Source organism: Curtobacterium sp. Leaf261 (assembly GCF_001422205.1).
Taxonomy (GTDB): Bacteria; Actinomycetota; Actinomycetes; order Actinomycetales; family Microbacteriaceae; genus Curtobacterium.
The window spans coordinates 530021-551132 of the sequence record NZ_LMMJ01000008.1 but is presented as its reverse complement, the minus strand read 5'-3'; the positions used below and the strand labels follow the sequence as shown (position 1 = coordinate 551132).

At 71.1% G+C, this 21112-nt stretch carries 20 protein-coding genes and 1 tRNA gene; 3 read left to right on the top strand and 18 right to left on the bottom strand.

Going from position 1 to position 21112, the window contains the following annotated elements:
• Positions 1-18: 18 nt before the first annotated feature.
• From ASF23_RS10730 to rplU, 15 genes are all read right to left on the bottom strand, one after another.
• Positions 19-1689 carry a DNA polymerase Y family protein gene (locus tag ASF23_RS10730; protein ID WP_235510862.1) on the bottom strand — a complete coding sequence of 557 codons (1671 nt, stop codon included), beginning with the start codon at positions 1687-1689 and terminating at the stop codon, positions 19-21.
• The gene (locus ASF23_RS10725; RefSeq protein WP_200919337.1) at positions 1686-2612 is read right to left on the bottom strand and encodes a hypothetical protein; all 927 of its coding nucleotides are present in this window, start codon (positions 2610-2612) and stop codon (positions 1686-1688) included. Before ASF23_RS10725 ends, ASF23_RS10730 begins: the two co-directional genes overlap by 4 nt.
• Before the next feature lie 95 nt (positions 2613-2707).
• A complete protein-coding gene (locus ASF23_RS10720) occupies positions 2708-2983 on the bottom strand; it encodes a hypothetical protein (protein ID WP_162236753.1) in 276 nt (91 codons plus the stop codon).
• Between the two features lie 106 nt (positions 2984-3089).
• The gene (locus ASF23_RS10715) at positions 3090-4847 is read right to left on the bottom strand and encodes an anthranilate synthase component I family protein (RefSeq protein WP_055952821.1); all 1758 of its coding nucleotides are present in this window, start codon (positions 4845-4847) and stop codon (positions 3090-3092) included.
• A 43-nt stretch (positions 4848-4890) separates the two neighbouring features.
• Positions 4891-5841, bottom strand: a complete 951-nt coding sequence (locus ASF23_RS10710) for an aldose 1-epimerase family protein (protein ID WP_055952818.1) — start codon at positions 5839-5841, stop codon at positions 4891-4893.
• A 143-nt stretch (positions 5842-5984) separates the two neighbouring features.
• Positions 5985-6057, bottom strand: a tRNA-Ala gene (locus tag ASF23_RS10705).
• Between the two features lie 97 nt (positions 6058-6154).
• On the bottom strand, positions 6155-6535 hold the full coding sequence (rsfS, locus tag ASF23_RS10700; protein WP_055952814.1) for a ribosome silencing factor: 381 nt from the start codon (positions 6533-6535) through the stop codon (positions 6155-6157).
• A gap of 125 nt (positions 6536-6660) precedes the next feature.
• On the bottom strand, positions 6661-8355 hold the full coding sequence (locus tag ASF23_RS10695; protein ID WP_156364454.1) for a hypothetical protein: 1695 nt from the start codon (positions 8353-8355) through the stop codon (positions 6661-6663).
• Positions 8352-8951 carry a nicotinate-nucleotide adenylyltransferase gene (nadD, locus tag ASF23_RS10690; protein ID WP_082474027.1) on the bottom strand — a complete coding sequence of 200 codons (600 nt, stop codon included), beginning with the start codon at positions 8949-8951 and terminating at the stop codon, positions 8352-8354. The genes ASF23_RS10695 and nadD overlap by 4 nt, the downstream gene beginning before the upstream one ends.
• 11 nt (positions 8952-8962) lie before the next feature.
• Positions 8963-9169: a hypothetical protein gene (locus ASF23_RS10685; RefSeq protein WP_055952809.1), complete on the bottom strand. Its 207-nt coding sequence runs from the start codon at positions 9167-9169 to the stop codon at positions 8963-8965.
• Between the two features lie 88 nt (positions 9170-9257).
• Positions 9258-10523: a glutamate-5-semialdehyde dehydrogenase gene (locus ASF23_RS10680; protein WP_055952806.1), complete on the bottom strand. Its 1266-nt coding sequence runs from the start codon at positions 10521-10523 to the stop codon at positions 9258-9260.
• A gap of 97 nt (positions 10524-10620) precedes the next feature.
• Positions 10621-11436 (bottom strand): glutamate 5-kinase, encoded by an 816-nt coding sequence (gene proB / locus ASF23_RS10675; RefSeq protein WP_055952803.1) that lies wholly within the window; start codon positions 11434-11436, stop codon positions 10621-10623.
• Positions 11437-11447: 11 nt separating this feature from the next.
• Positions 11448-12965, bottom strand: a complete 1518-nt coding sequence (gene obgE, locus ASF23_RS10670; RefSeq protein WP_055952800.1) for a GTPase ObgE — start codon at positions 12963-12965, stop codon at positions 11448-11450.
• A 117-nt stretch (positions 12966-13082) separates the two neighbouring features.
• Positions 13083-13334, bottom strand: coding sequence for a 50S ribosomal protein L27 (gene rpmA, locus ASF23_RS10665; protein WP_055952797.1), 252 nt, complete (start codon positions 13332-13334; stop codon positions 13083-13085).
• A 12-nt stretch (positions 13335-13346) separates the two neighbouring features.
• Positions 13347-13655 carry a 50S ribosomal protein L21 gene (gene rplU / locus ASF23_RS10660; RefSeq protein ID WP_055952795.1) on the bottom strand — a complete coding sequence of 103 codons (309 nt, stop codon included), beginning with the start codon at positions 13653-13655 and terminating at the stop codon, positions 13347-13349.
• Positions 13656-13819: 164 nt separating this feature from the next.
• Here rplU and ASF23_RS10655 point away from each other — a divergent pair, with 164 nt between their 5' ends.
• Positions 13820-14089 (top strand): DUF4031 domain-containing protein, encoded by a 270-nt coding sequence (locus tag ASF23_RS10655; RefSeq protein WP_055952792.1) that lies wholly within the window; start codon positions 13820-13822, stop codon positions 14087-14089.
• A 45-nt stretch (positions 14090-14134) separates the two neighbouring features.
• Here the strand turns inward: ASF23_RS10655 and ASF23_RS18685 are convergent, their stop codons facing one another.
• Both ASF23_RS18685 and ASF23_RS10645 read right to left on the bottom strand, forming a co-directional pair.
• Positions 14135-15385, bottom strand: a complete 1251-nt coding sequence (locus ASF23_RS18685) for a hypothetical protein (RefSeq protein WP_055952789.1) — start codon at positions 15383-15385, stop codon at positions 14135-14137.
• A 183-nt stretch (positions 15386-15568) separates the two neighbouring features.
• Positions 15569-18574, bottom strand: a complete 3006-nt coding sequence (locus tag ASF23_RS10645) for an Rne/Rng family ribonuclease (protein ID WP_055952786.1) — start codon at positions 18572-18574, stop codon at positions 15569-15571.
• Between the two features lie 284 nt (positions 18575-18858).
• Between ASF23_RS10645 and ASF23_RS10640 the strand changes: the two genes are divergently transcribed.
• Positions 18859-19467 carry a vitamin K epoxide reductase family protein gene (locus tag ASF23_RS10640; protein WP_055952783.1) on the top strand — a complete coding sequence of 203 codons (609 nt, stop codon included), beginning with the start codon at positions 18859-18861 and terminating at the stop codon, positions 19465-19467.
• Positions 19468-19592: 125 nt separating this feature from the next.
• Complete coding sequence (locus ASF23_RS10635; protein ID WP_055952780.1) at positions 19593-20492, top strand: DsbA family protein; 900 nt, start codon at positions 19593-19595, stop codon at positions 20490-20492.
• A gap of 172 nt (positions 20493-20664) precedes the next feature.
• On the opposite strand, the gene ndk is transcribed toward ASF23_RS10635, so the two are convergent.
• Positions 20665-21084 carry a nucleoside-diphosphate kinase gene (gene ndk / locus ASF23_RS10630; RefSeq protein ID WP_055952777.1) on the bottom strand — a complete coding sequence of 140 codons (420 nt, stop codon included), beginning with the start codon at positions 21082-21084 and terminating at the stop codon, positions 20665-20667.
• Positions 21085-21112 lie beyond the last annotated feature (28 nt).

Sequence of the window (21112 nt, the reverse complement as noted above, 5' to 3'; positions counted from 1 at the left end):
TCGTCGTCCGGTCTGTGCTCATGTGCCGACCGCCTCCGCCCACCATCTGCCGTCCGCGAGGACCAGGAACCACGCGCGTCCCTCGGCATCGACCAGCTGTAGCCGGTGCAACCGGCGCCCTCCGGCCTCCCACCAGCGGACCACGAGCGGCCACGGCCCCGCCCACGCGGTCACGCCGGTGAAGGCGCCTCCGCGGTCGCCGTCGGCACGAAACCGCTCCGGTTCGGCCGTCAGGGTGCCACGTGGGTCGACGTCGACCGCGATGCCGTCCGCGGTGACCACGTCGACCGGACGGGGGCGGTCGAGGACGGTCCCGGGCGCCACCCCCGGCAGGGCCCCGGGCCATGGCCGGGCACGCGCGACGGCCAGCGCGCGCTCGCCCCCGGCCGGGGTGTCTCCCCACGGCACGAGCACCGTCCGTTCCGCGAGCGTGCGTCCCCCACCGATCCGTGCGGTGACGACACCGTCGTGGCCGACCATGCCCTGGATCCGGGCGAGCCCGTGATGCACGCGCTCGTCGGGTCCTGCGCCCCACAGCCCCCGCTCGTGGTTGTCGACGGAGTCCACGGCGTCCGCCTCGAGGCGGATGTGCGCGACGGCTGCTTCGAGCCCGCTCGGGCCGGTCCCGCCCTGCAGCTGCCAGCGGACCCGGTCGACGATGTCCGCGGCGTCGAACCACCGGGGGTGCGCCCACGTCCGGTCGAGACAGATGCCGTTGTCGTCGGTCACGTCGATCCGGATGGCCGTCGCGACGAGCCCCGCCGCACCGAGCCGCTCCATGAACGTGTCCGCCGAGCGCCGGAAGGCGAAGGCCACCTGGTCCGCCCGGTCGAGGGGCGGCTCGAACGGAGCGTCGACGGCGAGATCCGGTGGGACGTCCCGCGCCGACACCTCGCGTGGATCGCGTCCGCCGGCGAGCCGGTGCAGGAACGCGCCCTCCGCCCCGAACCGGTCGCGGACCTGCTCGTCGGTGAGCGTCGCGAAGTCACCGAGACTCGTGATGCCGAGACGACCGAGGACGGTCGTGAGGTCGTCGCGGCCGAGGATCGACACGGGCAGCGGCGCGAGGAACTCCGGCGATCCCCCGGCGCGGACGACCCGGAACCGCTCGGATCCCCCGGCACGCGCCGCCTGCTCCGCGGCGAACGGCGTGTCGGCGACCCCGACCCGCACGTCCGGGGCACCGCTGTCCGCTGCGATCCCCGCCAGTGTGATCGCTGCCGCACGCTCACCGCCGTAGTAGCGCGCAGGCCCCCTCGATCGGATCGCGATGGTCCCGGGGCGCAGGACGTGCACCCCGGGCGCAGCAGCCTCGACCGCGCGGATGACCGGCTCGAACATCCTGTGGTCGAGTGCCTCGTCGTACGGCTGGACCACGAGTGTCGAACAGCGCGCCTGCGCCTCGCGGATGCGGAGTCCCCTGGTGACGCCGTCTGCCCTGGCCGCAGCCGAGCAGGCGTACACGAGCCCCTTCGCCACGAGTGCGAACGGTCGTGCGGGGTCAGCTCCGGTCGCGGTCGTCGCGGCGATCACCGGCCAGTCCGGGCACCAGAGCACGAGTGACCGCGTGGGAGGCGCGTCGGGCAGTGCGGAACGGCCGCTCGAGGCCGAGACCGAGGCCGAAGACGTCGGGGCTCCGGGGTGCGTGGTCCGGGCGGCCGTCGTCGCGGTCCGCCGTCCGCCGCTCACGACGCCACCGCGATGGGGACCGCGATCGGGACCGCGGTGGGCCGCTGGCTCGACGCGGGCACGCCGGGAGCACCGCCGAGCCGGGTCGCGTCACCGGTGCCGGCCCGCGCGCCGACGTCCGCGAGCCGGACGGTCCCGTCGGCTGCCGGCAGCATCAGCTCCGCCTGCAGCGGTCGCCCTGCCCCGGCCCGGCCATGCGCCGCGACGGTCGCACGCCGCTCCGACAGGTACCCGTGTCCACGACCGATCCCAGTCCAGGACGACTCGGTCACCCGGAGCGTCGTGTCCGCCCCCGGCCAGCTGCCGAGCGACACCAGTGCCGCACCACGCTGCCTGAGCCGCGCGGACAACCGGGCCTCGTCGCTCGGCCGGACCCGACCGAGCGGACGGGTGAGCACGATCGTCGCGACGTCCGCCATCGCCGCGGTCACCGCCAGCCACTGTTCGCCGGGATCCGGGACGAGCACCAGCCGCTCGAGGTCGATGCCCATCGCCGCAGCGGCTTCGATCCCGAAGGACGGCACGCCGACGACCGCGCACCACGCCCCGGACGCCGACGCGCCCTGCAGCATGGTCATCGCGAGGAGGACCGACTCGTGCACCACGGAGGTCGACCCGGACCGGATCGCTCCACCGGCCAGGAGCGGAGCGAGCGCCGGAGCGGTCGGGAGTGCGCCGGTGTCGACCCGCGTCTCCTGCATGTCGTCGATCCGGGAGCGCAGCGCGGTGATGCGATCGAGTGCGGCACGGGCCTCCTCGATGTGGTCGACGCCGGAACGGGCCGGCCTCGCAGCACCGGCCGCACCCCCGGCCACGGCGCCGACCACCGCAGCGCGGTCCGCGGGCGCGCTGCGGGAACCGCGTCCCGAGGTCCGCGTCGCGAGGAGATCCGCTGCCGTCTGCATCTGGCCATATTCGAACATGTGTTCGATGATGTCAATGCGGTCCGACATCCTGTGGAGAGCCGGGCCGGGATGCGTGCCGAGCCGGACACAGCGCGGGCCTGCACGCCGAGGTGCTAGCGCACGACGCCGAGGAGCACCCAGCCACCGTCGGCGCAGACGACGTCCACGACGACGCTCGGACCCCCGTCGACCGGCGTCGCCTGGAAGCGCCAGAGCGACAGACCGGCGGAGGGATCAGCATCCGCGGACCGCACCGCCACCGGATCCGGCCCGAAGTCCCAGCCGTCACCGCGACCGCTCCAGCGTGTCGGTCGATCGCTCACACGGTACCGGACGCCGTCCCAGGTGAGGCTCCGCGGGGACCCGGAGGTCGTCGTTCCGACCTGCACGACCTCCGCCTGACGAACCAGCACGACATCACCACCTCATGAGACAATCGAACACATGTTCGAATCGCGAGTGTACGGGGTGATCCCGGTGCCGACAACCGTACCGTCACCACACGGCGGCGGATCCGAGCGTGCCGAGCACCGATCGCGTCTTCGTCTCGACCTCGTCCGCCTCGTCATGCGCCGACGACGACCAGGTCACCGCTCCACCCGCACCGAGCGACCGGACCACACCGGCATCGGCGTGCCGCACGGACACCAGGGTCCTGATCGCGACCGCCAGATCGACCGCGCCGTCGGTCGAGAAGTACCCGATCGCACCGGAGTACACGCCCCGCGGAGCGCCCTCGAGTCGGTCGGCGATCGCCATCGCGCTGATCTTCGGGGCGCCCGTCATCGATCCCGGCGGGAACGCGGCTCGCACGACCGCCGCCGGGGAGACACCGGGACGCACCGTCCCGACGACCGTGGACACCATCTGGTGCACGGTCGCGTACGACTCGATCGCACACAGTCGCTCGACGCGCACGCTGCCCGGGATCGCGGTCCGCAGCAGGTCGTTGCGCAGCAGATCCACGATCATGACGTTCTCGGCACGGTCCTTGGCACTCGTCGTCAGCTCCTGCAGGAGCCCGTCGTCCTCGCCCGGAGTCCGGCCGCGTGGACGCGTGCCCTTGATCGGCTCGGCGACCACCCGTCCGGCTGCCGACACCGCGACGAACCGCTCGGGAGACCTGCTCGCGATCGTGACGCGCCCGAGCCGCACGAAGCTCCCGAACGGCACCGGGTCGGCCGTCCTGAGCCGCAGGTACTCGGCGAACTCCGGATCCCGGGCGAGCGGCCCTGGCACCCCGGTCTCGGACGCCTCGGTCCCGGAGAGCCGGGCGTCGGACACCCCGGAACGGGGCGTCCCCGCCACCGCGCGCGGCGCGGCGACCGAGAACGACGTCGTGAGACAGACCTGGAACGCGTTGCCGTCACGGATCTCCGCTCGGCAGGCGTCGACGTCACGTTCGTACCGGGCGCGCGACACGCGCCCCGCAGCCGGGAGGCCCGTGGTCGGCAGATCCGGGTTGGTCGCGTCTCCGGACAGCGCGGTTGGTCGAGTCTCCGCGGCGAGGTCTCCGACCGCGACGGCCGTCGCTGCGAGCCATGTCCGATTCGTCGCGGATGCCCCCTGCGACGACGCGCTCGTGGAACCGGTGTCGTCCACGAGCGCGAGCACCCAGCAGACGCCGTCACGAGCGTCGAGCAGGACGGCACGGTCGACGAACCGGAGCGCGCCGTCAGGATGTCCGTCCGCGAACCGCATCGGGCCGCGGGGCTCCCGACCGAGCTCGTACCCGATGTACCCGATCCACCCGAGCGCGAAGCCGCAGCCCGGAACCGGCGCTCCGGCAACGGCAGGAGTGGCATCCAGCACCTGCTCGAGGACCGCGAAGAACTCGTCCTGCTCGTCGGGCACCCCGCCGCTGCCGTCACGCCCGAGGCCACCGTCACGCCCGACGCCACCGTCCGCGGCTCTCCGTCCCGAGATCGCATCGATCACCTGCCGGAACCACGGTTCGGCCGCGGGCTGGGCAGCGACCTCGGGGAGACCCCGGTCATGGACGAACGTCGCTCCGAAGGGACCGTCCACAGCGGCGACGATCGACCATCGCGCTCGGTCCGCCTGATCACCCGCCTGATCACTCGCCTGGCCATCTCCCTGACCCTGACCACGCCGGCCGCCGGTGTGACTCAGACCGTTCGAACCGGCCCGCGCAGAGTCGAGCCAGATGACGTCACCGGTCCCGGTGTCGAGCGTGACTGCGACGGCTGCCGGGTCGACGACCCCGTCGATCCGCCGTACCTCGATCCGCATCGCACGATCATCGCAGCTCGGAGCCCGCCCGTCGGCACCCTCCTCAGAACCCGCTGATCGTCCAGGACGCCGCAGCGGACTCACCCGGCGCGAGCACGACCATGCCGCGCTCCTCGCCCGCGTTGAACGCGTCCGGCGCGCACGTCATCGGCTCCACGGCGAGACCGAGACGGTCGATGCTCGGCTCCGGCTGGTCGGCGGTGTGCACCTGCACCCACGGGCACTCGGTCCCGAACTGCATCCGGACCCCGTGCCCGTCATCGGCGACGAGCGTGATCGTCGCGAGCCCGTCCGACGCGCGCGTGATGTCGGTGAACGCGTGGTCGATGAACCGCTCCCCGATCCGGGTCGGAGCTCGCATGTCGAACTCGGCCGACACGGGTGCGATCCCCGTGGGGATGAGTCGGTCCTCGGTCACCTCGAGCACCGAGTCCGCCGGCAGGGTCAGCGTCCAGTCGTCGACCCGACCCGGACCGCCCACGAGGTACGGGTGCGGCGCGGTCCCCCACGGGGCGGCGTCGGGTCCGGTGTTCGTGCCGGTGACCGTGGTGTGCAGGCCGTCCTCGTCGACGCGGTACTCGACGAGCACGTCCACCCGGAACGGGTACCCGATCTGCGCTGGGATGGTCACGCCGAGCACGACACGATCATCGGCCTGCGTGATGACGGCGAAGTCGGACCAGACGACGAGCCCGTGCAGTGCGTGGCCACGACGCGGCTCGGTGAGCGCGAGTTCGTGATCCACCCCGCCGAACCGGTAGCGGCCGTCGACGACCCGGTTCGGCCAGGGTGCGAGCACGGCGCCGCGGAACGCCGGGCGGACGGTGTCGGTGTCGAACGGCACGATGAGGTCGCGACCGCCGTACTGCAGCGCTCGGAGTGTTGCGCCGACGGTCGCGATCGATGCGACCGTGTCTCCGCTGCGGATGGTGAGGTAGGTGCCGGACAGTGGTCGGACGGCATCGTCCGACACGGACTCGTTCGAGAGGGTCATCCTCTGAGGCTATCGATCGCTGCAGCGTCGGGCCCGACCGCGAACCGTCGAGCCCGGTCCGGAGAGACCCCGTCCATGCAGAAGGCCCCGCCGGAGCGGGGCCGTCGCGTGACTCCGAACCACGAGGTTCGGGCCGTTCTGGGTGGATCTGAGGGGACTCGAACCCCTGACCCCCTGCATGCCATGCAGGTGCGCTACCAGCTGCGCCACAGACCCAGACTGTTGTCTCCCGTGCGGAAGCAACCAGTCAAGCGTACACCACCGGGAGCGGTCGACTGAACACGGTGCCGACGCCCGGGGGTGTCACGGGTGATCAGTCGACGGAGACCTGGTCGGCCGCGATCTGCAGGCTGATCGCCGGGCAGTCGGACCAGAGCCGCTCGAGCGAGTAGTACTGGCGGTCTTCCTCGTGGAATACGTGCACGACGATGTCGCCGAAGTCGATGAGGACCCAGCGGCCCTCGCTCCGACCTTCTCGCCGCAGCGGCTTGGCACCGGCTGCGATCATGCGGTCTTCGACCTCGTCGGCGATCGAGAGGACGTTCCGTTCGTTCCGACCGGTCGCGAGCAGGAACACGTCGGTGAGCGGGAGCGGACCCGTGACGTCGAGCGCGACGAGGTCGTCCGCCTGCTTGGCATCGGCTGCGGTCGCAGCGATCTGGACGAGTTCGAGTGCGCGAGGAGAAGCGGTCACGGATTCCTTCTTGTCGGCGACGCACCGGGGATCGGTGCGCGATGCCTGTTGATTGTAAGCCAACCCGCCGACAGCGACCAGCCCGAGCGGCTCGGCTCAGGCCACGGAACTGTGCGGCTGATCGATCAGACCAGGTGCAGCGCGAAGAACGCGACGACGATCGCCACGACGCCGGCGACCCCGACGCTCGCCGCACTGACCGCGAGCACGGTCGGCACCTTGGACTGCTTGGGCTTCGCCGCTGCGAGCACGACGGCCCGCGTGGACGTGTGACTCGACACCGCACGACTCGCGCGGACGGGCGTCGCATCCGAGGACGGTGCCTCCGCATCGTGCTGCTCGAGCAGGCGGTCGACCTCGACGCCGTCGATCGGACGGTGCGAGCCCGTCGACGCGAGCGCCTTCGGCAGGTCGATGGAACCGGTGATGATGACCTCGCCGGTCGCGTTCAACGCCCCGGTCACGTCGGTCAGCGCCGAGTTCGGCATGATGAGCGCGTTCGCCTGCGTCTCGGTGCCGCGGACGACCCCGGTCTCCGGGTCGTGCACGTGGTCGTCCACGACCTCCGCCTGACGGCTCCAGTGGCCGGCCGGCGCATCGAACGCCGTCGTGACCGGCTTCGGCTCGACCGGACTGGAGGCACGACCCACCCCCGCCGACTCGGCCGCCGGTGTGTAGGACGCCTGGGGAGCGTTCGCTGCACCGGAACCAGACAACCCAGCCGGAGCCGATGCGTTCGCGGCCGACTCACCGGTGAAGAGCTCCGACGCGGGACGTGCGGTCCCGGTGGACAGCTCAGCAGGATCGGTACGAGCGGTGTCGGCGGACGCGCGTGGGTCGCCCGCGACCATCGGCACCTCGTTCGTGTCGGAGTCCAGATCGAGCGGGAACACACCGGGCGTCCGTGCACCCCTGGCCCCACCGAGGTCCGGGAGTCCGGGGATCCCGCCGGTCTCGGAGAACGGGCCGACACCCGTGGGGCCGTCGACGACACCCGTGGTGCCCGGCTGTGCACTGTCGTCCCGCGCGTCCGACCTGTCTCGCACGTCGGACGACACCGCGTCGTCCGCGTCGGCGTCCGCGGCCGAGTCGACGTTCGAGCGGGAGTCCGACGGCGCGGACTCGGACGGTCCGGTGGACTCGGAGTCCGTGCGCACCGAACCAGATGCACCCGGGGGCGGTGACCACGTGGACCGGTGCCGACGCGGTTCATCGCCGTGCGCAACGGCGTCCACGAAGGGCTCGATGGCCTCCGGCGAGCCGTCGGCCGCCGTGGCCTGCTCGATCGCAGCGGCGTCGGGCATGGGTTCGGGTGCGTCGGCGTCTCGCTGGTCCTCGATCGCGGCGACGCTCCCGAGCACGTCGGCCACGGTTCGATCGGACGACTGCGGGGTCGGGGACTGGAGCGGGACCGGACGCGACGCCTCCGGCGACTGCGCAGCGCGGTGCAGCCGGAGTTCGCGGCGGGTCATGCCGGTCCCGGGGACGATCTCCGTCGCGGACGCGGGCGGCTCGTCGAGACCCTGCGGCGCAGGCTGGACCGGGGGCTGCGCCTTCGCCTGTGCGGGTGCCGAGCGGGAGGGTGCCGCATGCGAGCCCGGTCGACGACGTGCGGGCGGCTCGGCCACGGTATCCGCGGAGTCGGACGGACGGGGTGCCGAGGCTCCGGACGACGAGCCGACGGGGACCGACGCCACCGGGACGGACGCCGGTGACACGGTGGCGGGAGGGGACACGGGCTGGGCGCCGCCCTCGGAAGCACGCTCGCGCTCACGCGCCTGACGGCGCGTGAGGGGCGGCTGCGAGTCGGACGAACTCATGCAACGCTCCGATACAGGTGGTGCTTGGAGATGTACTGAACGACGCCATCCGGAACCAAGTACCACACGGGGAATCCCCGGCTCACCCGGCTGCGACAATCGGTCGATGAGATCGCCAGTGCGGGGACTTCGAGCAAGCTTACGTCCCGCTCCGGCAATCCCGTGACGCTGAGGTCGTGTCCCGGACGAGTCACAGCGACGAAGTGGGCCAGTTCCCACATCTCGTCGTGGTCCTTCCAGTCGAGGATCTGCGCGACGGCATCGGCCCCGGAGATGAACACCAGCTGTGCGTCCGGCCGCTGGTCGTGCAGGTCGCGGAGGGTGTCGATCGTGTACGTCGGACCCTGGCGGTCGATGTCCACGCGGCTGACGGTGAACGACGGGTTCGAGGCCGTCGCGATGACCGTCATCAGGTAGCGGTGCTCGGCGTCCGACACCGCTGACTTCATGTAGGGCTCGCCCGTCGGGACGAACACCACCTCGTCCAGGCCGAACGAGTTCGCGACTTCACTCGCCGCCACCAGGTGACCGTGGTGGATGGGGTCGAACGTCCCACCCATCACGCCGATCCGCGGGCGACCCGTGCTCTCGAGCATGGAGCGCGCGGTCAGATCTTGGTGTGGCCGAACTCGTCCACACCGGTCTCGTGCGTGCGAGTCGCCTCGAACTTCTGCGAGTGGCGGTACGCGACGTCGCGGAAGCTCCAGGTGACGAAGCCGAGCATGACGAACACGGCGGCTGCAACCAGCGGGAAGACGATCGGTGGCGCGATGAGCTGGATCTCTTCTGCTGCTGCGAGCAGGACGTGCGACATGGATGCTCCGATCGTTCCGGGACGGCTTCCTGGAGTCTACCCGCGACCGGATGATCGTTCGTGCACCGTGACGCGTGGTGGTCTCCGCCTAGGGACGGACCTGCCCGGTGCCGCGGACGATCCACTTGGTGCTCGTGAGCTCCGGCAGCCCCATCGGGCCGCGTGCGTGCAGTTTCTGGGTCGAGATCCCGACCTCCGCACCGAAGCCGAACTCCCCGCCGTCGGTGAACCGTGTCGAGGCGTTCACCATCACGACCGCGGAGTCGACCTCGGCGAGGAACCGATCCGCGGTCCGGAGGTCGTTCGTCACGATGGACTCGGTGTGGTGTGTCGACCACCGTCTGATGTGCGCCATCGCGGCGTCGACATCGGGCACGACGCGGATCGACAGGTCGAGGTCCATCGACTCGGTCGCCCAGTCCTCCTCCGTCACCGGGATCGCCTCCGGCACGAGTGCGCGCGTCGCGTCGTCACCCCGCAGGGTCACGCCGGCGTCGAGCAGCCGCGCAGCGACGACGGGCAGGAGCCGCGGTGCTGCGGACTCGTGGACCAGCAGGGTCTCGAGGGCGTTGCACACGCTCGGTCGCTGCACCTTGCTGTTGAGGACGATGTCGACCGCCCAGTCCTCCGGTGCGCTGGCGTCGAGGTAGACGTGCACGACCCCGGCCCCGGTCTCGATGACGGGGACCTGGGACTCGGTCACGACGGTCTGGATCAGGCCGGCGCTCCCCCGCGGGACGAGGACGTCCACGAGTCCTCGAGCGCGCATCAGCTCGGTGGCGCCGTCACGGCCGAACTCGTCGATGGTCTGCACGAGACCGCGCGGCAGGCCGACGCTCGCGACCGCGTCCTGGATGGTCGCGACGAGCACCCGGTTCGTCTGCTCGGCCGCGGATCCGCCCCGGAGCACGACCGCGTTCCCGCTCTTCAGTGCGAGGCTGGCGATGTCCACCGTGACGTTCGGTCGCGCTTCGTAGATCGCTCCGACGACGCCGAACGGCACGCGCACCTGCGTGAGCTGGATGCCGTTCGGGAGCGCCGATCCGCGGACGGTCTGCCCGACGGGGTCCGTGAGCGTCGCGACGTGGCGGACGGCCGCCGCGAGCGCGTCGATGCGTGCTGGATCGAGCCGCAGACGGTCGAGCAGTCCCGTCGACAGCGCGTTCCGCTCGCCCGCTTCGAGGTCGAGCACATTCGCCCGCAGGACGTCGTCGGCGGCACGACCGAGACCCTCCGCGATCGCGAGGAGCGCGGCGTCCTTGACGTCGGTCGTCGCGGTCGCGAGCGCCGTCGACGCCGAACGCGCCGCGACGAGCCGGTCGACGAGCGACGGTCGGACCTCGGTGATCGTCATGTCCCGATTCTAGGTCGGGGTCGGAGCGCGAGGAGCGACGGACGGGAGGAACGGGGCGGGCGGGCACCGCGCCTCCAGTCCGACAGGCGCTGCTGCCTCAGGCGCGGGGCGCCGCCCCGAACCACGTCCCGATCGCGTCACCGGCGAGCGCGCGGCCGACCAGCGAGGTCGCGGTGACGAGCACGCTCGTCCCCGCCTCCGCCGCGAGCCGCGCGGCGGCGACCTTCGTCCCGGCACCACCGGTCCCGACGCCGGCCCTGCCGACCGAACCGAACGTGACCCCGGCGAGCTCGTCACCGAAGGGCACCTCGTCGATCCGCTCCGCGCCGGGCAGCTCGGGCGGCTTCGTGTACAGCGCGTCGACGTCCGAGAGCAGCACGAGGAGATCGGCCTCGAGCAGGCGCGCCACCAGGGCGGCCAGCCGGTCGTTGTCGCCGAACCGGATCTCGTGGGTCGCCACGGTGTCGTTCTCGTTGACGATCGGCAGCACCCGCAGCGCGAGCAGCCGGTCCATCGCGCGCTGGGCGTTGACCCGGTGCGTGGGGTTCTGCAGGTCCCCCGCGGTCAGCAGGATCTGCGCCGCGACGATGCGGTGCCGCTCGAGGCTCTGCTGGTAGCGGAACATCAGGACGTTCTGCCCGGTCGCGGCCGCCGCCTGCTGCGTCGCGAGGTCCTCCGGCCGGGTGTCGATCCCGAGGAACGGGAAGCCCGTCGAGATCGCTCCGGACGACACGAGCACGACCTCGGTCCCGCGCCCGTAGGCCGCTGCGAGCGCGTCGACGAGGGGATCGATCTGCCCGACGTTCGCACCGCTGATCGACGACGACCCGACCTTCACCACCACACGGTGCGCCCGGGGGATGTCCTCGCGGCGCACGACGGGTCCGAGGGGTGGCATGGTCAGGTCGGTCATCGGGCGTCGATCTACTGCTCGACGGACTCGTCGTCGTCGACCCACAGTCCGGCGACCCGCTCGCGCTCGAGCTCCGCGCGGGCCTCGGCCTTGGCGTCCATGCGCTCGAAGTACGCATCGCGACGCTCGTTGCGGGTCGGACGGTCGTTCGGGGCGAGCCGCGGGTCCGTCCCACGTGCACTCGTCATGAGCTCCGCCGTCGAGGTCAGGGTCGGCTCCCAGTCGAAGATCATGCCGCCGTCGCCGCCGATCACGACCGTCGAGCCGGCGATCGCACCCGCCTTGAACAGGTCGTCCTCGACACCGAGCTTCGCGAGGCGGTCCGCGAGGAAGCCGATCGCCTCCTCGTTGGTGAAGTCGGTCTGCTGCACCCAGCGCTCGGGCTTGCGACCGCGGATGCGGTAGAAGCGGTGCTCCTCGCCGCCCTCGGCGCGGACCGTGTAGTCCGCCTTGTCGACCGCGCGCGGTCGGATGACGATGCGCTCGGCGACCGGGATCGCCGCGAGGTCGGCGCGTGCCTGCTCGACGAGTTCGGCGAGTGCGAACCGCAGCTCACGGAGACCCTGGTGGGACGCCGTGGAGATCTCGAAGACGCGGTAGCCGCGGGCCTCGAGCTCCGGCTTGACGAACGCGGCGAGCTCGGCGGCGTCGGGCACGTCGATCTTGTTGAGCGCGATGAGCTGGGGGCGCTCGAGGAGCGGCTTCTGGCCCTCGGGGACCGGGTACTTCTCGAGCTCGGCGAGGATCACGTCGAGGTCGCTGTTCGGGTCGCGGCCGGGGTCGAGGGTCGCGCAGTCGATGACGTGCAGGAGTGCCGAGCAGCGTTCGACGTGCCGGAGGAACTCGAGGCCGAGCCCCTTGCCCTCGGACGCACCCTCGATGAGTCCGGGCACGTCGGCCACGGTGAACCGGGTGTCCCCGGACTCGACGACACCGAGGTTCGGGTGCAGCGTCGTGAACGGGTAGTCGGCGATCTTCGGCTTGGCGGCCGAGATCGCCGCGATGAGGCTCGACTTGCCGGCCGACGGGAAGCCGACCAGCGCGATGTCGGCGACCGTCTTCAGCTCGAGACGGACGTCGCCGCCCTCGCCGTCGGTGCCGAGGAGCGCGAACCCGGGGGCCTTTCGCTTGGTGCTCGAGAGTGCAGCGTTGCCGAGACCGCCCTGTCCGCCGGCTGCGACGACGACCCGCATGCCCGGCTCGGTCATGTCCGCGATGGTCTCGCCGCGCTCGTCGATGACGACGGTGCCGAGCGGGACGGGCAGCTCGAGGGTCTCGCCCGTCGTGCCGCTCCGGTGGTCGCCCATGCCGGGCCCGCCGTTCTTGCTCGAGCGGTGCGGGGCGCGGTGGTACCCGAGGAGTGTGGTGACCTGCGGGTCGCCGACGAGGACGATGTCACCGCCGTCACCGCCGTTGCCGCCGTCAGGGCCGGCGAGCGGCTTGAACTTCTCACGGCGCACGGACACACAGCCGTTGCCGCCGTTGCCCGCGCTGAGATGCAGCGTCACGTGGTCGACGAAAGTGGCCATGGGGTCCTCTTGAGTTCGGGGTGCCCGCGCACTCGGTGCACGACGGGCGGCAAATGCAAGAAGGGCGAGCCATGTCGGCTCGCCCTTCCGCTGGAGTTGTGTCGTCTGGTTGTGGAACTACGCCAGGACGATGTTGACGACCTTGCGGCCGCCCTTCGCGCCGAACTCGACCGCACCTGCGGCGAGGGCGAACAGCGTGTCGTCGCCACCACGGCCGACGTTGGCGCCCGGGTGGAAGTGGGTGCCGCGCTGGCGGACGATGATCTCGCCAGCGTTGACGACCTGCCCACCGAAGCGCTTCACGCCGAGGCGCTGCGCGTTGGAGTCACGACCGTTGCGAGTGGAACTCGCACCCTTCTTGTGTGCCATTGTTCGTCCGCCTTACGCGATCTTGGTGATCTTGACGCGGGTGAGCTCCGAGCGGTGGCCCTGACGCTTCTTGTACCCGGTCTTGTTCTTGAACTTCTGGATGACGATCTTCGGGCCGCGGAGGTCGTTCAGGACCTCGGCCGTGACCGACACCTTGGCGAGGTCGCTCGCTGCGGAGGTGACCTTGTCACCGTCCACGAGGAGCACCGGCGCGAGCGCGATGTTGCCGTTCTCGTCGCTCTTGATGCGATCGATGTGGAGGATCGTGCCGACCTCGACCTTTTCCTGACGGCCGCCGGCGCGCACTACTGCGTAAACCACGTGGATTCCTTACGTACTCTGCTCGAGGGAAGTCTCGGGTGTTCCATCGCAGACAGAACCGCCCGCGGACACCAACAATCGAGGATACTCGATGGGTCCGCCCCTGGTCAAACGCGCGCCACGCCGGGGAACCGGCCGCGCAGGTGTGCCCATACTATCGGATCGTGACCGTGCTCATCGACCCTCCCGTGTGGCCCGCGCACGGCACGATCTGGTCGCACCTGGTGAGCGACAGCTCATCCGACGAGCTCCATGCCTTCGCCGAGCGCGCCGGGCTCCCCCGCCGGGCGTTCGACCACGACCACTACGACATCCCCGAGTCCCGGTACGCCGAGATGCTCGAGCTGGGGGCGACGGCGGTGACCGGTCGCGAGCTGGTCCTCCGCCTCATCCGGAGTGGACTCCGGGTCGCGCAGCGCGACAAACATCGCTGAGGCCGGCCGGCGGCTCGGTCCGTGGACGTCGGCCTGGAGGCCCGGTCAGCGTCCGTCGGGTGCGTTGCCGTCCTGGGACGGCGGCGCCCACTGCGACTGGTCCGCCTGTCCGGGCTGCGCGGCCGGCTGCTGGGGCGCGAAGGCCTGATGTGCGGCCGGCTGCTGCGCGCCCGGCTGCTGGGGCGCGGGCGGCTGGGGCGCGGGCGGCTGGGGCATGGATGGTTGGGGAGCACCCCAGGCGGGTGTCGGGGCGGGCTGCTGCGAGCCTCCGGTCCGTGTCGGCGCGGACTGCGATCCGACCGGCTGCGACGGCGCTCCGTGCGCCGGACCGGCGAGGGTGGCCGGTGGCATCGCGTCCGCGCGCTGGACGGTTCCCGGCATGCCGGCGGTCACGGTCGGACGGCGGTCGCGACCGGGACGCCCGAGCCACAGCCACGCGACCGTCGCCGCGCCGACGAGCATGAGCGTGTACTCGACGCCGTACGACAGCGGGTCGGTGAGGATGTCGGTCAGCAGCCAGGTCCACGTGGTGTCGCGGATCGAGTGGTAGAACCCCATCACGATGCCGACGAGCATCATGCCGACCGTTCCGGCGGCACCCGCCACGACCGCGCGACGGAGGACCGTCGGGAGCGGACTCTGGCGGACGATCGGGGTGATGAACGCGAGCATGGCGAACGCGACGACGTAGAACGGCAGCGGCGTGAGCAGCCAGTACCCGACGAAGTAGCCGATCGGCGTGGCGAGGAACCCCTGCTCAGCACCCTCGGTCGGTGCGGCGTAGGACACGGTGCCGAGGAAGCTGAGGAGCGCCGACACGAACAGGACGGCGGCGATGGTGAGCACCGCCGTGAGCGCGCTCTGCACGGTGCTCCGGGAGCGCTGCGGCGCGAAGGTGCTCGTCGGGCTCACGGGCCGACGTGGCTGGCGCTGGGGTGCTCCGTAGGGACCCTGGGCGCCGAGCTGGCCCGGACGTGGTGGCGGGCCCCACGGACCCGGCTGGCCGTACTGGGACGGCTGGCCGTACTGCGACGGCTGCCCGTACTGCGTCGGCTGGCTCGACTGCGGCTGGCCGTACTGCGACGGCGGGCCGTACTGCGGCTGGCCGGACTGCGGCTGCCCGGACTGCTGCTGGCCGGGCTGCTGCTGGCCGGGCTGCTGCTGAGACGGCTGCGCGGACGCACGCTGCGGGCTCCGCGGTGCGCCGTAGTAGCCGCGGGTGTCCGGAGCACCCTCGGCCGGGCCGGATGCATCACCGGCAGGGCCGCGGCCCTGGTCGTCGTAGGGGTTCGACACGGTGTCTCCTCGAGAGTCGCGACGACGACCCCGCCTCGGATCGTCGATACCGGTCACACGTCCGGCCAGGAAACGCTACCGCGATTCGCCAGGAACGCGATGGACAGAGATGTCCCGTGACGTGGAACACGCCGCCTCCCGCAGTGGGAGACGGCGTGTTCCGAGACCGATGGCTCGGCGGACTCAGCTGCCGACGATCACCGCGTCGTCGGGACCGTCGGAGGAGGACGCCTCCGTGGTCGCCGGCGCGCTGATGCTCCCCGACGAGACACGGCGCGAACGGCTCCGGCCCTGTCCGGGCTGCTTCGGTTCCGGCAGGGCCGAGAGCACCGAGTCGAGGATGGACTCCGCGGCCTCGGGGTCGACCTTCCGCGGCTCACGCTTCGCCGTCACCACGGGGATGTCGAAGATCGCGACCTGGGTCTCGGACGGCGCGACCGGCGCCGACGTCGAGACACGTCGCGACACCGATGCGGAGCGCTTCGCCGTCCGTGGCGCACTGGCCGCGGACGGCTCCGATGCACGCTGCGGTGCGGCCGGGGCCTCCTCGACCGCGGCCTCCGGGGTCGCGTCGTCCGGGGTCGCGTCGACCGGGGCCTCGGCGACCGGGGTCGTGACGGTCTCGACCCTGGACGCGTCCACGGGAGCCTGCTCGCTCACGGCAGCCGACTCCGAGGGGGCCTCGGCGCCGCGACGGCTCCGACGACTCCGACGCGACGGACGGTCGCCCTGGCCGGACGTCTGACCGCCATCGGTCGACTCGGCACCGTTCGAACCGGGCGTCACTGCGGCCGTCGGCTCCGGTGATCCCGCGGCGACGGCCGGCTCGGCCGGCGCCTCCTTCGATGGGGCGCTCGTCGACTGACCCTCGTGCGCGATCGTCGAGGCGGCGATCCGCGACAGGGCGTTCGTCACGTCCGCGGTGATCTGGTGCGCGTGCGCGGACGACCCGCCGTTGTTCCCGTGGGCGGACCCGCCGTTGCCGGAGTTCCCGCCGCCGCTGTTGCCGTTGCCGTTGCCGCTCCGACCCTTCCGACCGCTCCTGGCACCCTTCGGCGAGGACTCGGCAGTGTTGTCGTTGACGCGGGCGTTGACCTCGTCGAGGGACTCCTGGAGCCCGACGCCGATCTTCTTCCGGGTCATCTGCACGAGCCCGAGCGACGTCACCTCGGCGACCTGGTGCTTGGTCCGGTCGCGGCTCAGGCACTCGACGAGGCGTCGGAGCACGAGGTCGCGGTTCGTCTCGAGCACCATGTCGATGAAGTCGACCACGATGATGCCGCCGATGTCGCGGAGTCGGAGCTGGCGGACCAGCTCCTCGGCCGCCTCGAGGTTGTTCTTGGTGACGGTCTCCTCGAGGTTGCCCCCGGAGCCGACGAACTTGCCCGTGTTGACGTCGACCACGGTCATGGCCTCGGTGCGGTCGATCACGAGCGAACCACCGGACGGCAGCCAGACCTTGCGGTCGAGCGCCTTCTCGATCTGCTCGTTGAGACGGTGCTCCTCGAAGGAGTCGGGCCCCTGGTAGGTCTCGACCCGGTCCTTGAGGTCCGGTGCGACGGCCGAGAGGTACTCGTCGATGACGGCGTGCGCTGCCTCGCCGTCGATGATCAGCTTCGTGAAGTCCTCGTTGAAGACGTCGCGGACGATCTTGACGAGCAGGTCCGGCTCGGAGTGCAGCTGGACCGGAGCCTGTCCGCCGGCGACCTTCTTCTGGATCGCCTCCCACTGGTTCGTGAGGCGGCTGACGTCGCGGGTGAGCTGCTCTTCGGTGGCACCCTCGGCAGCCGTGCGGACGATGACGCCGGCGTGCTCCGGGAGGACCTCCTTGAGGATCTTCTTGAGCCGCGAGCGCTCGGTGTCCGGGAGCTTCCGCGAGATGCCGTTCATCGAACCGTTCGGCACGTAGACCAGGTACCGGCCCGGCAGCGAGATCTGGCTGGTGAGCCTGGCACCCTTGTGGCCGACCGGGTCCTTCGTGACCTGGACCAGGACCTTGTCGCCCGGCTTCAGCGCGAGCTCGATGCGACGCGGCTGGTTGCCGGTCTCGAGCGAGTTCCAGTCCACCTCGCCCGAGTAGAGCACCGCGTTCCGCCCGCGGCCGATGTCGACGAACGCCGCCTCCATGCTGGGCAGGACGTTCTGCACCTTGCCGAGGTAGACGTTCCCGATGAGCGAGACGTTGTGGTTCTTGGTGAGGTAGTGCTCCGCGAGCGACCCGTCCTCGAGCACGCCGATCTCGATCGTGTCGGAGTGCGATCGGACGATCATCTGGCGGTCGACGCTCTCGCGGCGGGCGAGGAACTCGTCCTCGGTGATGACGGTGCGACGGCGACCGGCATCGCGGCCGTCGCGGCGCCGCTGCTTCTTCGCCTCGAGCCGCGTGGATCCCTTGATGCGCTGTGGCTCGGTGATCAGCTCGGGCTCGCGACGCTGCCGCGGCTCACGACGCTGCTGACGGTCGTCCGGGGCGTCGTCCTGCTGGGAGGCACCACCGCGACGACGAGACCGGCGTCGGCCCGTCGGCTGGTCGCCCTGGTCGTCCTCGATCGGGCTGTCGGGGCGGTCGTCGTCGTCGTCCGGGCGCACGGCGCGGTCGGCGAACCGGTCACGCGAGCGCTCGGTGAACGGACGCTCGGGCAGCACCGGGAGCACGGGCGCGTGGAAGATGAGGCTCGTGGTGCTCGTCGCCACGGGGACGAACGGCTGCTCGGGCTCGGCCGCTGCCGGTGCGCTGGCGACAGGGACGTCCTCGGCCACCGGGGCCGCGGCGGGAGCACCATCGGCTGCCGGGTCAGACGGCGCTGCGTCAGCCGTCTCCACGGTGGCGTCGCCGCCCGCGTCGGTCAGTGCGTCACTCTGCACCACGGGCAGATCGCCCGTCAGCGTGCTCACGTCGTGCGGATCCGCGGTCGCGTTCGCAGTGGTGTCCACCTCGAGCGACACCGTCTCCGCGACGGTGTCCGACACGCTCGGCTCGGCCGTGCCCGGATCAGCCGCGCTCGGCGCAGCCGCGCTCAGCGCGAGCGCGTCCGGATGCGCTCCGGGCGCGACCACGTCGGCACCCGTCCCGGTCTCGGTGACGTCCGCACGGGCCTCCTGGCCGCCGGAGCGGGCGCGACGCCCACCGAACAGCCTGGTCCTGCGCTTCGGTGCTTCTTCGTTGTTGTTGTCGTTCTGCTCCACCATGGAACTGGTGCACTCCTCAGGCCCCTGCCTGGTCACCGTGTGACCGGCGGGAATTCTCGGGCGGGTGGCGTCAACGCCCCCGCGCTCGCTCAGTGCGACCGTCGCACGATCGGGAGTGACCATGCGTCCGGCCGCGACGCTCTCTCACAGCGCCCATTTCGTCCGGGTCATCGGCGGCGCCGCGTCCCGGAAAGCTCCTTGTCGCCGGCCATCTCGACCACCGACGCCTCGATTATCGCACGCTCGCCCAGCAGTGCGTCGTAGGCCCGTGTGAGAATTGCCCGGTGACCTCTCGAGACACCCTCGCCAGACCGCCCTTCGCCATGGCCGTGTTCCTGCTCGTCACCGGCCTCGGAGGCCTGTTCGGGGCGTTCAAGCTCGTGGTGGACGAGTACCAGCTGCTCGAGCATCCCAAGCAGAACCTCGGGTGCGACGTCAACCCGTTCATCAGCTGCTCCAACGTGATGAACAGTCCGCAGGCGCATCTGCTGGGGTTCCCGAACCCGATCCTCGGCGTCATGGGGTTCGTGGCGCCGGTCGCCGTCGCGATCATGATGCTGGCGGGGCTCGTCGCGGCGCGGTGGTTCTGGACCGCCTTCAACGCCGGCGTGTTCGTGGCGTGGGTGTTCGTCACGTGGCTCTTCACCCAGACCGTCTGGTTCATCGGCGCGCTGTGCCCGTGGTGCATGCTCGTGTGGGCCATGACGATCCCGATGTTCTGGATCTTCACGTCCTGGAACCTCGCTCGCGGCGGGCTGCCCCTCGGGGAGCGGGGCCGGCGCGTCGGTGCGGCGGTCCTGCCGTACGCGTGGCTCATCGTGCTCACGAACTACGCGGTCATCGCCGTCGTGATCCTCGTCAAGTTCCCGACGGTCCGAACGCTCCTGTTCTGAGCCGACCCCCGCTCCCGAGCCGGGTGTCCTGACCGCTGATCGCCCAGTGACACGTCACCAACTTCTGTGGATCTTGTCAGCCAGGCCGCGCCTCCAGGCCGGATCGGGCGGTTACGGTTGACCCGATGAGCAGCGACGAGGGTTCCCGGAAGGCGCGGCGCGACGCCGCGCGAGAGCGCGCACGAGCCACCCGCGAGAAGGAGCAGCAGCGCAAGCGGCGCAACCGCTGGTTCCTGCAGGGCGGGATCGGCATCGCGGTCCTCGCGGCTGCCGCGATCGTGACGCTCGTCGTCGTGAACTCGGTGCAGCCGGCCGGCCCCGGTCCGAAGAACATGGCCAGCGACGGCATCCTGCTCCAGGGCAACGGATCGTCGATCAGCGCCGTCGAGACCGCCGCGGTGAAGGCCGACGGAGAGCCGACGGCCACCAGCACCGCCGCACATGCGGACACCGTGAACATCGTCGTGTACGAGGACTACCTCTGCCCGTACTGCAACCAGTTCGAGACCTCGAACATGACGCAGATCAAGCAGTGGGTCACCGCGGGCTCCGCGACCCTCGAGCTGCACCCGTTCAACCTGCTCGATGCGTCCTCGCTCGGGTCGAAGTACTCCACCCGGTCCGCGAACGCCGCCGCATGCGTCGCGAACTACCAGCCGGACGAGTTCCTCGACGTCAACACCGCCTTCTACGCCAAGCAGCCGAGCGAGGGCACACGGGGCCTGACGAACGCGCAGATCGTGTCCCTCGTCCAGAAGGCCGGCGCGACGAACGCGAACATCCCGAGCTGCATCACCGACGGCACGTTCACGGGATGGGTCGCCGACGCGACGAACCGTGCCCTGACCCAGAAGATCCCGAACTCGACGGTCAAGAAGCTCACGGGCACCCCGCTCGTGCTCGTGGACGGCAAGCAGTACACCGGATCGCTGACGGACGCCACCGCGTTCGCGTCCTTCGTGGAGCAGGCGGCGGAGGCGTCGCTCGGCGGTGCGACGACGACGCCGTCGCCCTCCGCCGGCTGACGCGGGGCCCTGGCTCGGGCCCTGGCTCGGGCCCTGGCTCCCGCCCCCGCGTGAGAAGTGCCCATCTGTCGAGTCGGAGATGTCCGACGACAGATAGGCACTTCTCACGCGGCGCGGCGCGAGCGGCGCGAGCGGCGCGCCGCGGCCGGCGCTTCGCGTCACGCGCCCGGCGTCAGGCGAACCAGAGGGCGAGCTCGCGCTGCGCGGACTCCACCGAGTCGCTCCCGTGCACGAGGTTCTGCTGCACCTTGAGGCCCCAGTCGCGACCGAGGTCCCCACGGATCGTCCCCGGGGCGGCCGACGTCGGATCGGTGGTGCCGGCGAGCGAGCGGAACCCCGCGATGGCGGCGTTGCCCGCGACCCGGACGGCCACGACGGGCCCGGACTCCATGAACGCGACCAGCGGCTCGAAGAACGGCTTGCCCTGGTGCTCCTCGTAGTGCGCGCTCAGCAGGTCGCGGTCGGCGGTGAGCATCCTGAGATCGACGATCTCGTAGCCCTTCGCCTCGATGCGGCGGAGGATCTCCCCCGTGAGCCGGCGGGCGACGCCGTCGGGCTTGACGAGGACGAGGGTCTCTTCGAGGTCGGACACGCAGGTCTCCCTTGGTTCGGGGTGGATG

Bases quoted from the DNA above. Each gene is read 5' to 3' on its own strand.
- ASF23_RS10725 (WP_200919337.1), bottom strand. From the start codon at position 2,612: ATGTTCGAATATGGCCAGATGCAGACGGCAGCGGATCTCCTCGCGACG.
- ASF23_RS10715 (WP_055952821.1), bottom strand. From the start codon at position 4,847: ATGCGGATCGAGGTACGGCGGATCGACGGGGTCGTCGACCCGGCAGCC.
- ASF23_RS10710 (WP_055952818.1), bottom strand. From the start codon at position 5,841: ATGACCCTCTCGAACGAGTCCGTGTCGGACGATGCCGTCCGACCACTG.
- ASF23_RS10695 (WP_156364454.1), bottom strand. From the start codon at position 8,355: ATGAGTTCGTCCGACTCGCAGCCGCCCCTCACGCGCCGTCAGGCGCGT.
- nadD (WP_082474027.1), bottom strand. From the start codon at position 8,951: ATGCTCGAGAGCACGGGTCGCCCGCGGATCGGCGTGATGGGTGGGACG.
- ASF23_RS10685 (WP_055952809.1), bottom strand. From the start codon at position 9,169: ATGTCGCACGTCCTGCTCGCAGCAGCAGAAGAGATCCAGCTCATCGCG.
- ASF23_RS10680 (WP_055952806.1), bottom strand. From the start codon at position 10,523: ATGACGATCACCGAGGTCCGACCGTCGCTCGTCGACCGGCTCGTCGCG.
- proB (WP_055952803.1), bottom strand. From the start codon at position 11,436: ATGACCGACCTGACCATGCCACCCCTCGGACCCGTCGTGCGCCGCGAG.
- obgE (WP_055952800.1), bottom strand. From the start codon at position 12,965: ATGGCCACTTTCGTCGACCACGTGACGCTGCATCTCAGCGCGGGCAAC.
- rpmA (WP_055952797.1), bottom strand. From the start codon at position 13,334: ATGGCACACAAGAAGGGTGCGAGTTCCACTCGCAACGGTCGTGACTCC.
- ASF23_RS10645 (WP_055952786.1), bottom strand. From the start codon at position 18,574: ATGGTGGAGCAGAACGACAACAACAACGAAGAAGCACCGAAGCGCAGG.
- ASF23_RS10635 (WP_055952780.1), top strand. From the start codon at position 19,593: ATGAGCAGCGACGAGGGTTCCCGGAAGGCGCGGCGCGACGCCGCGCGA.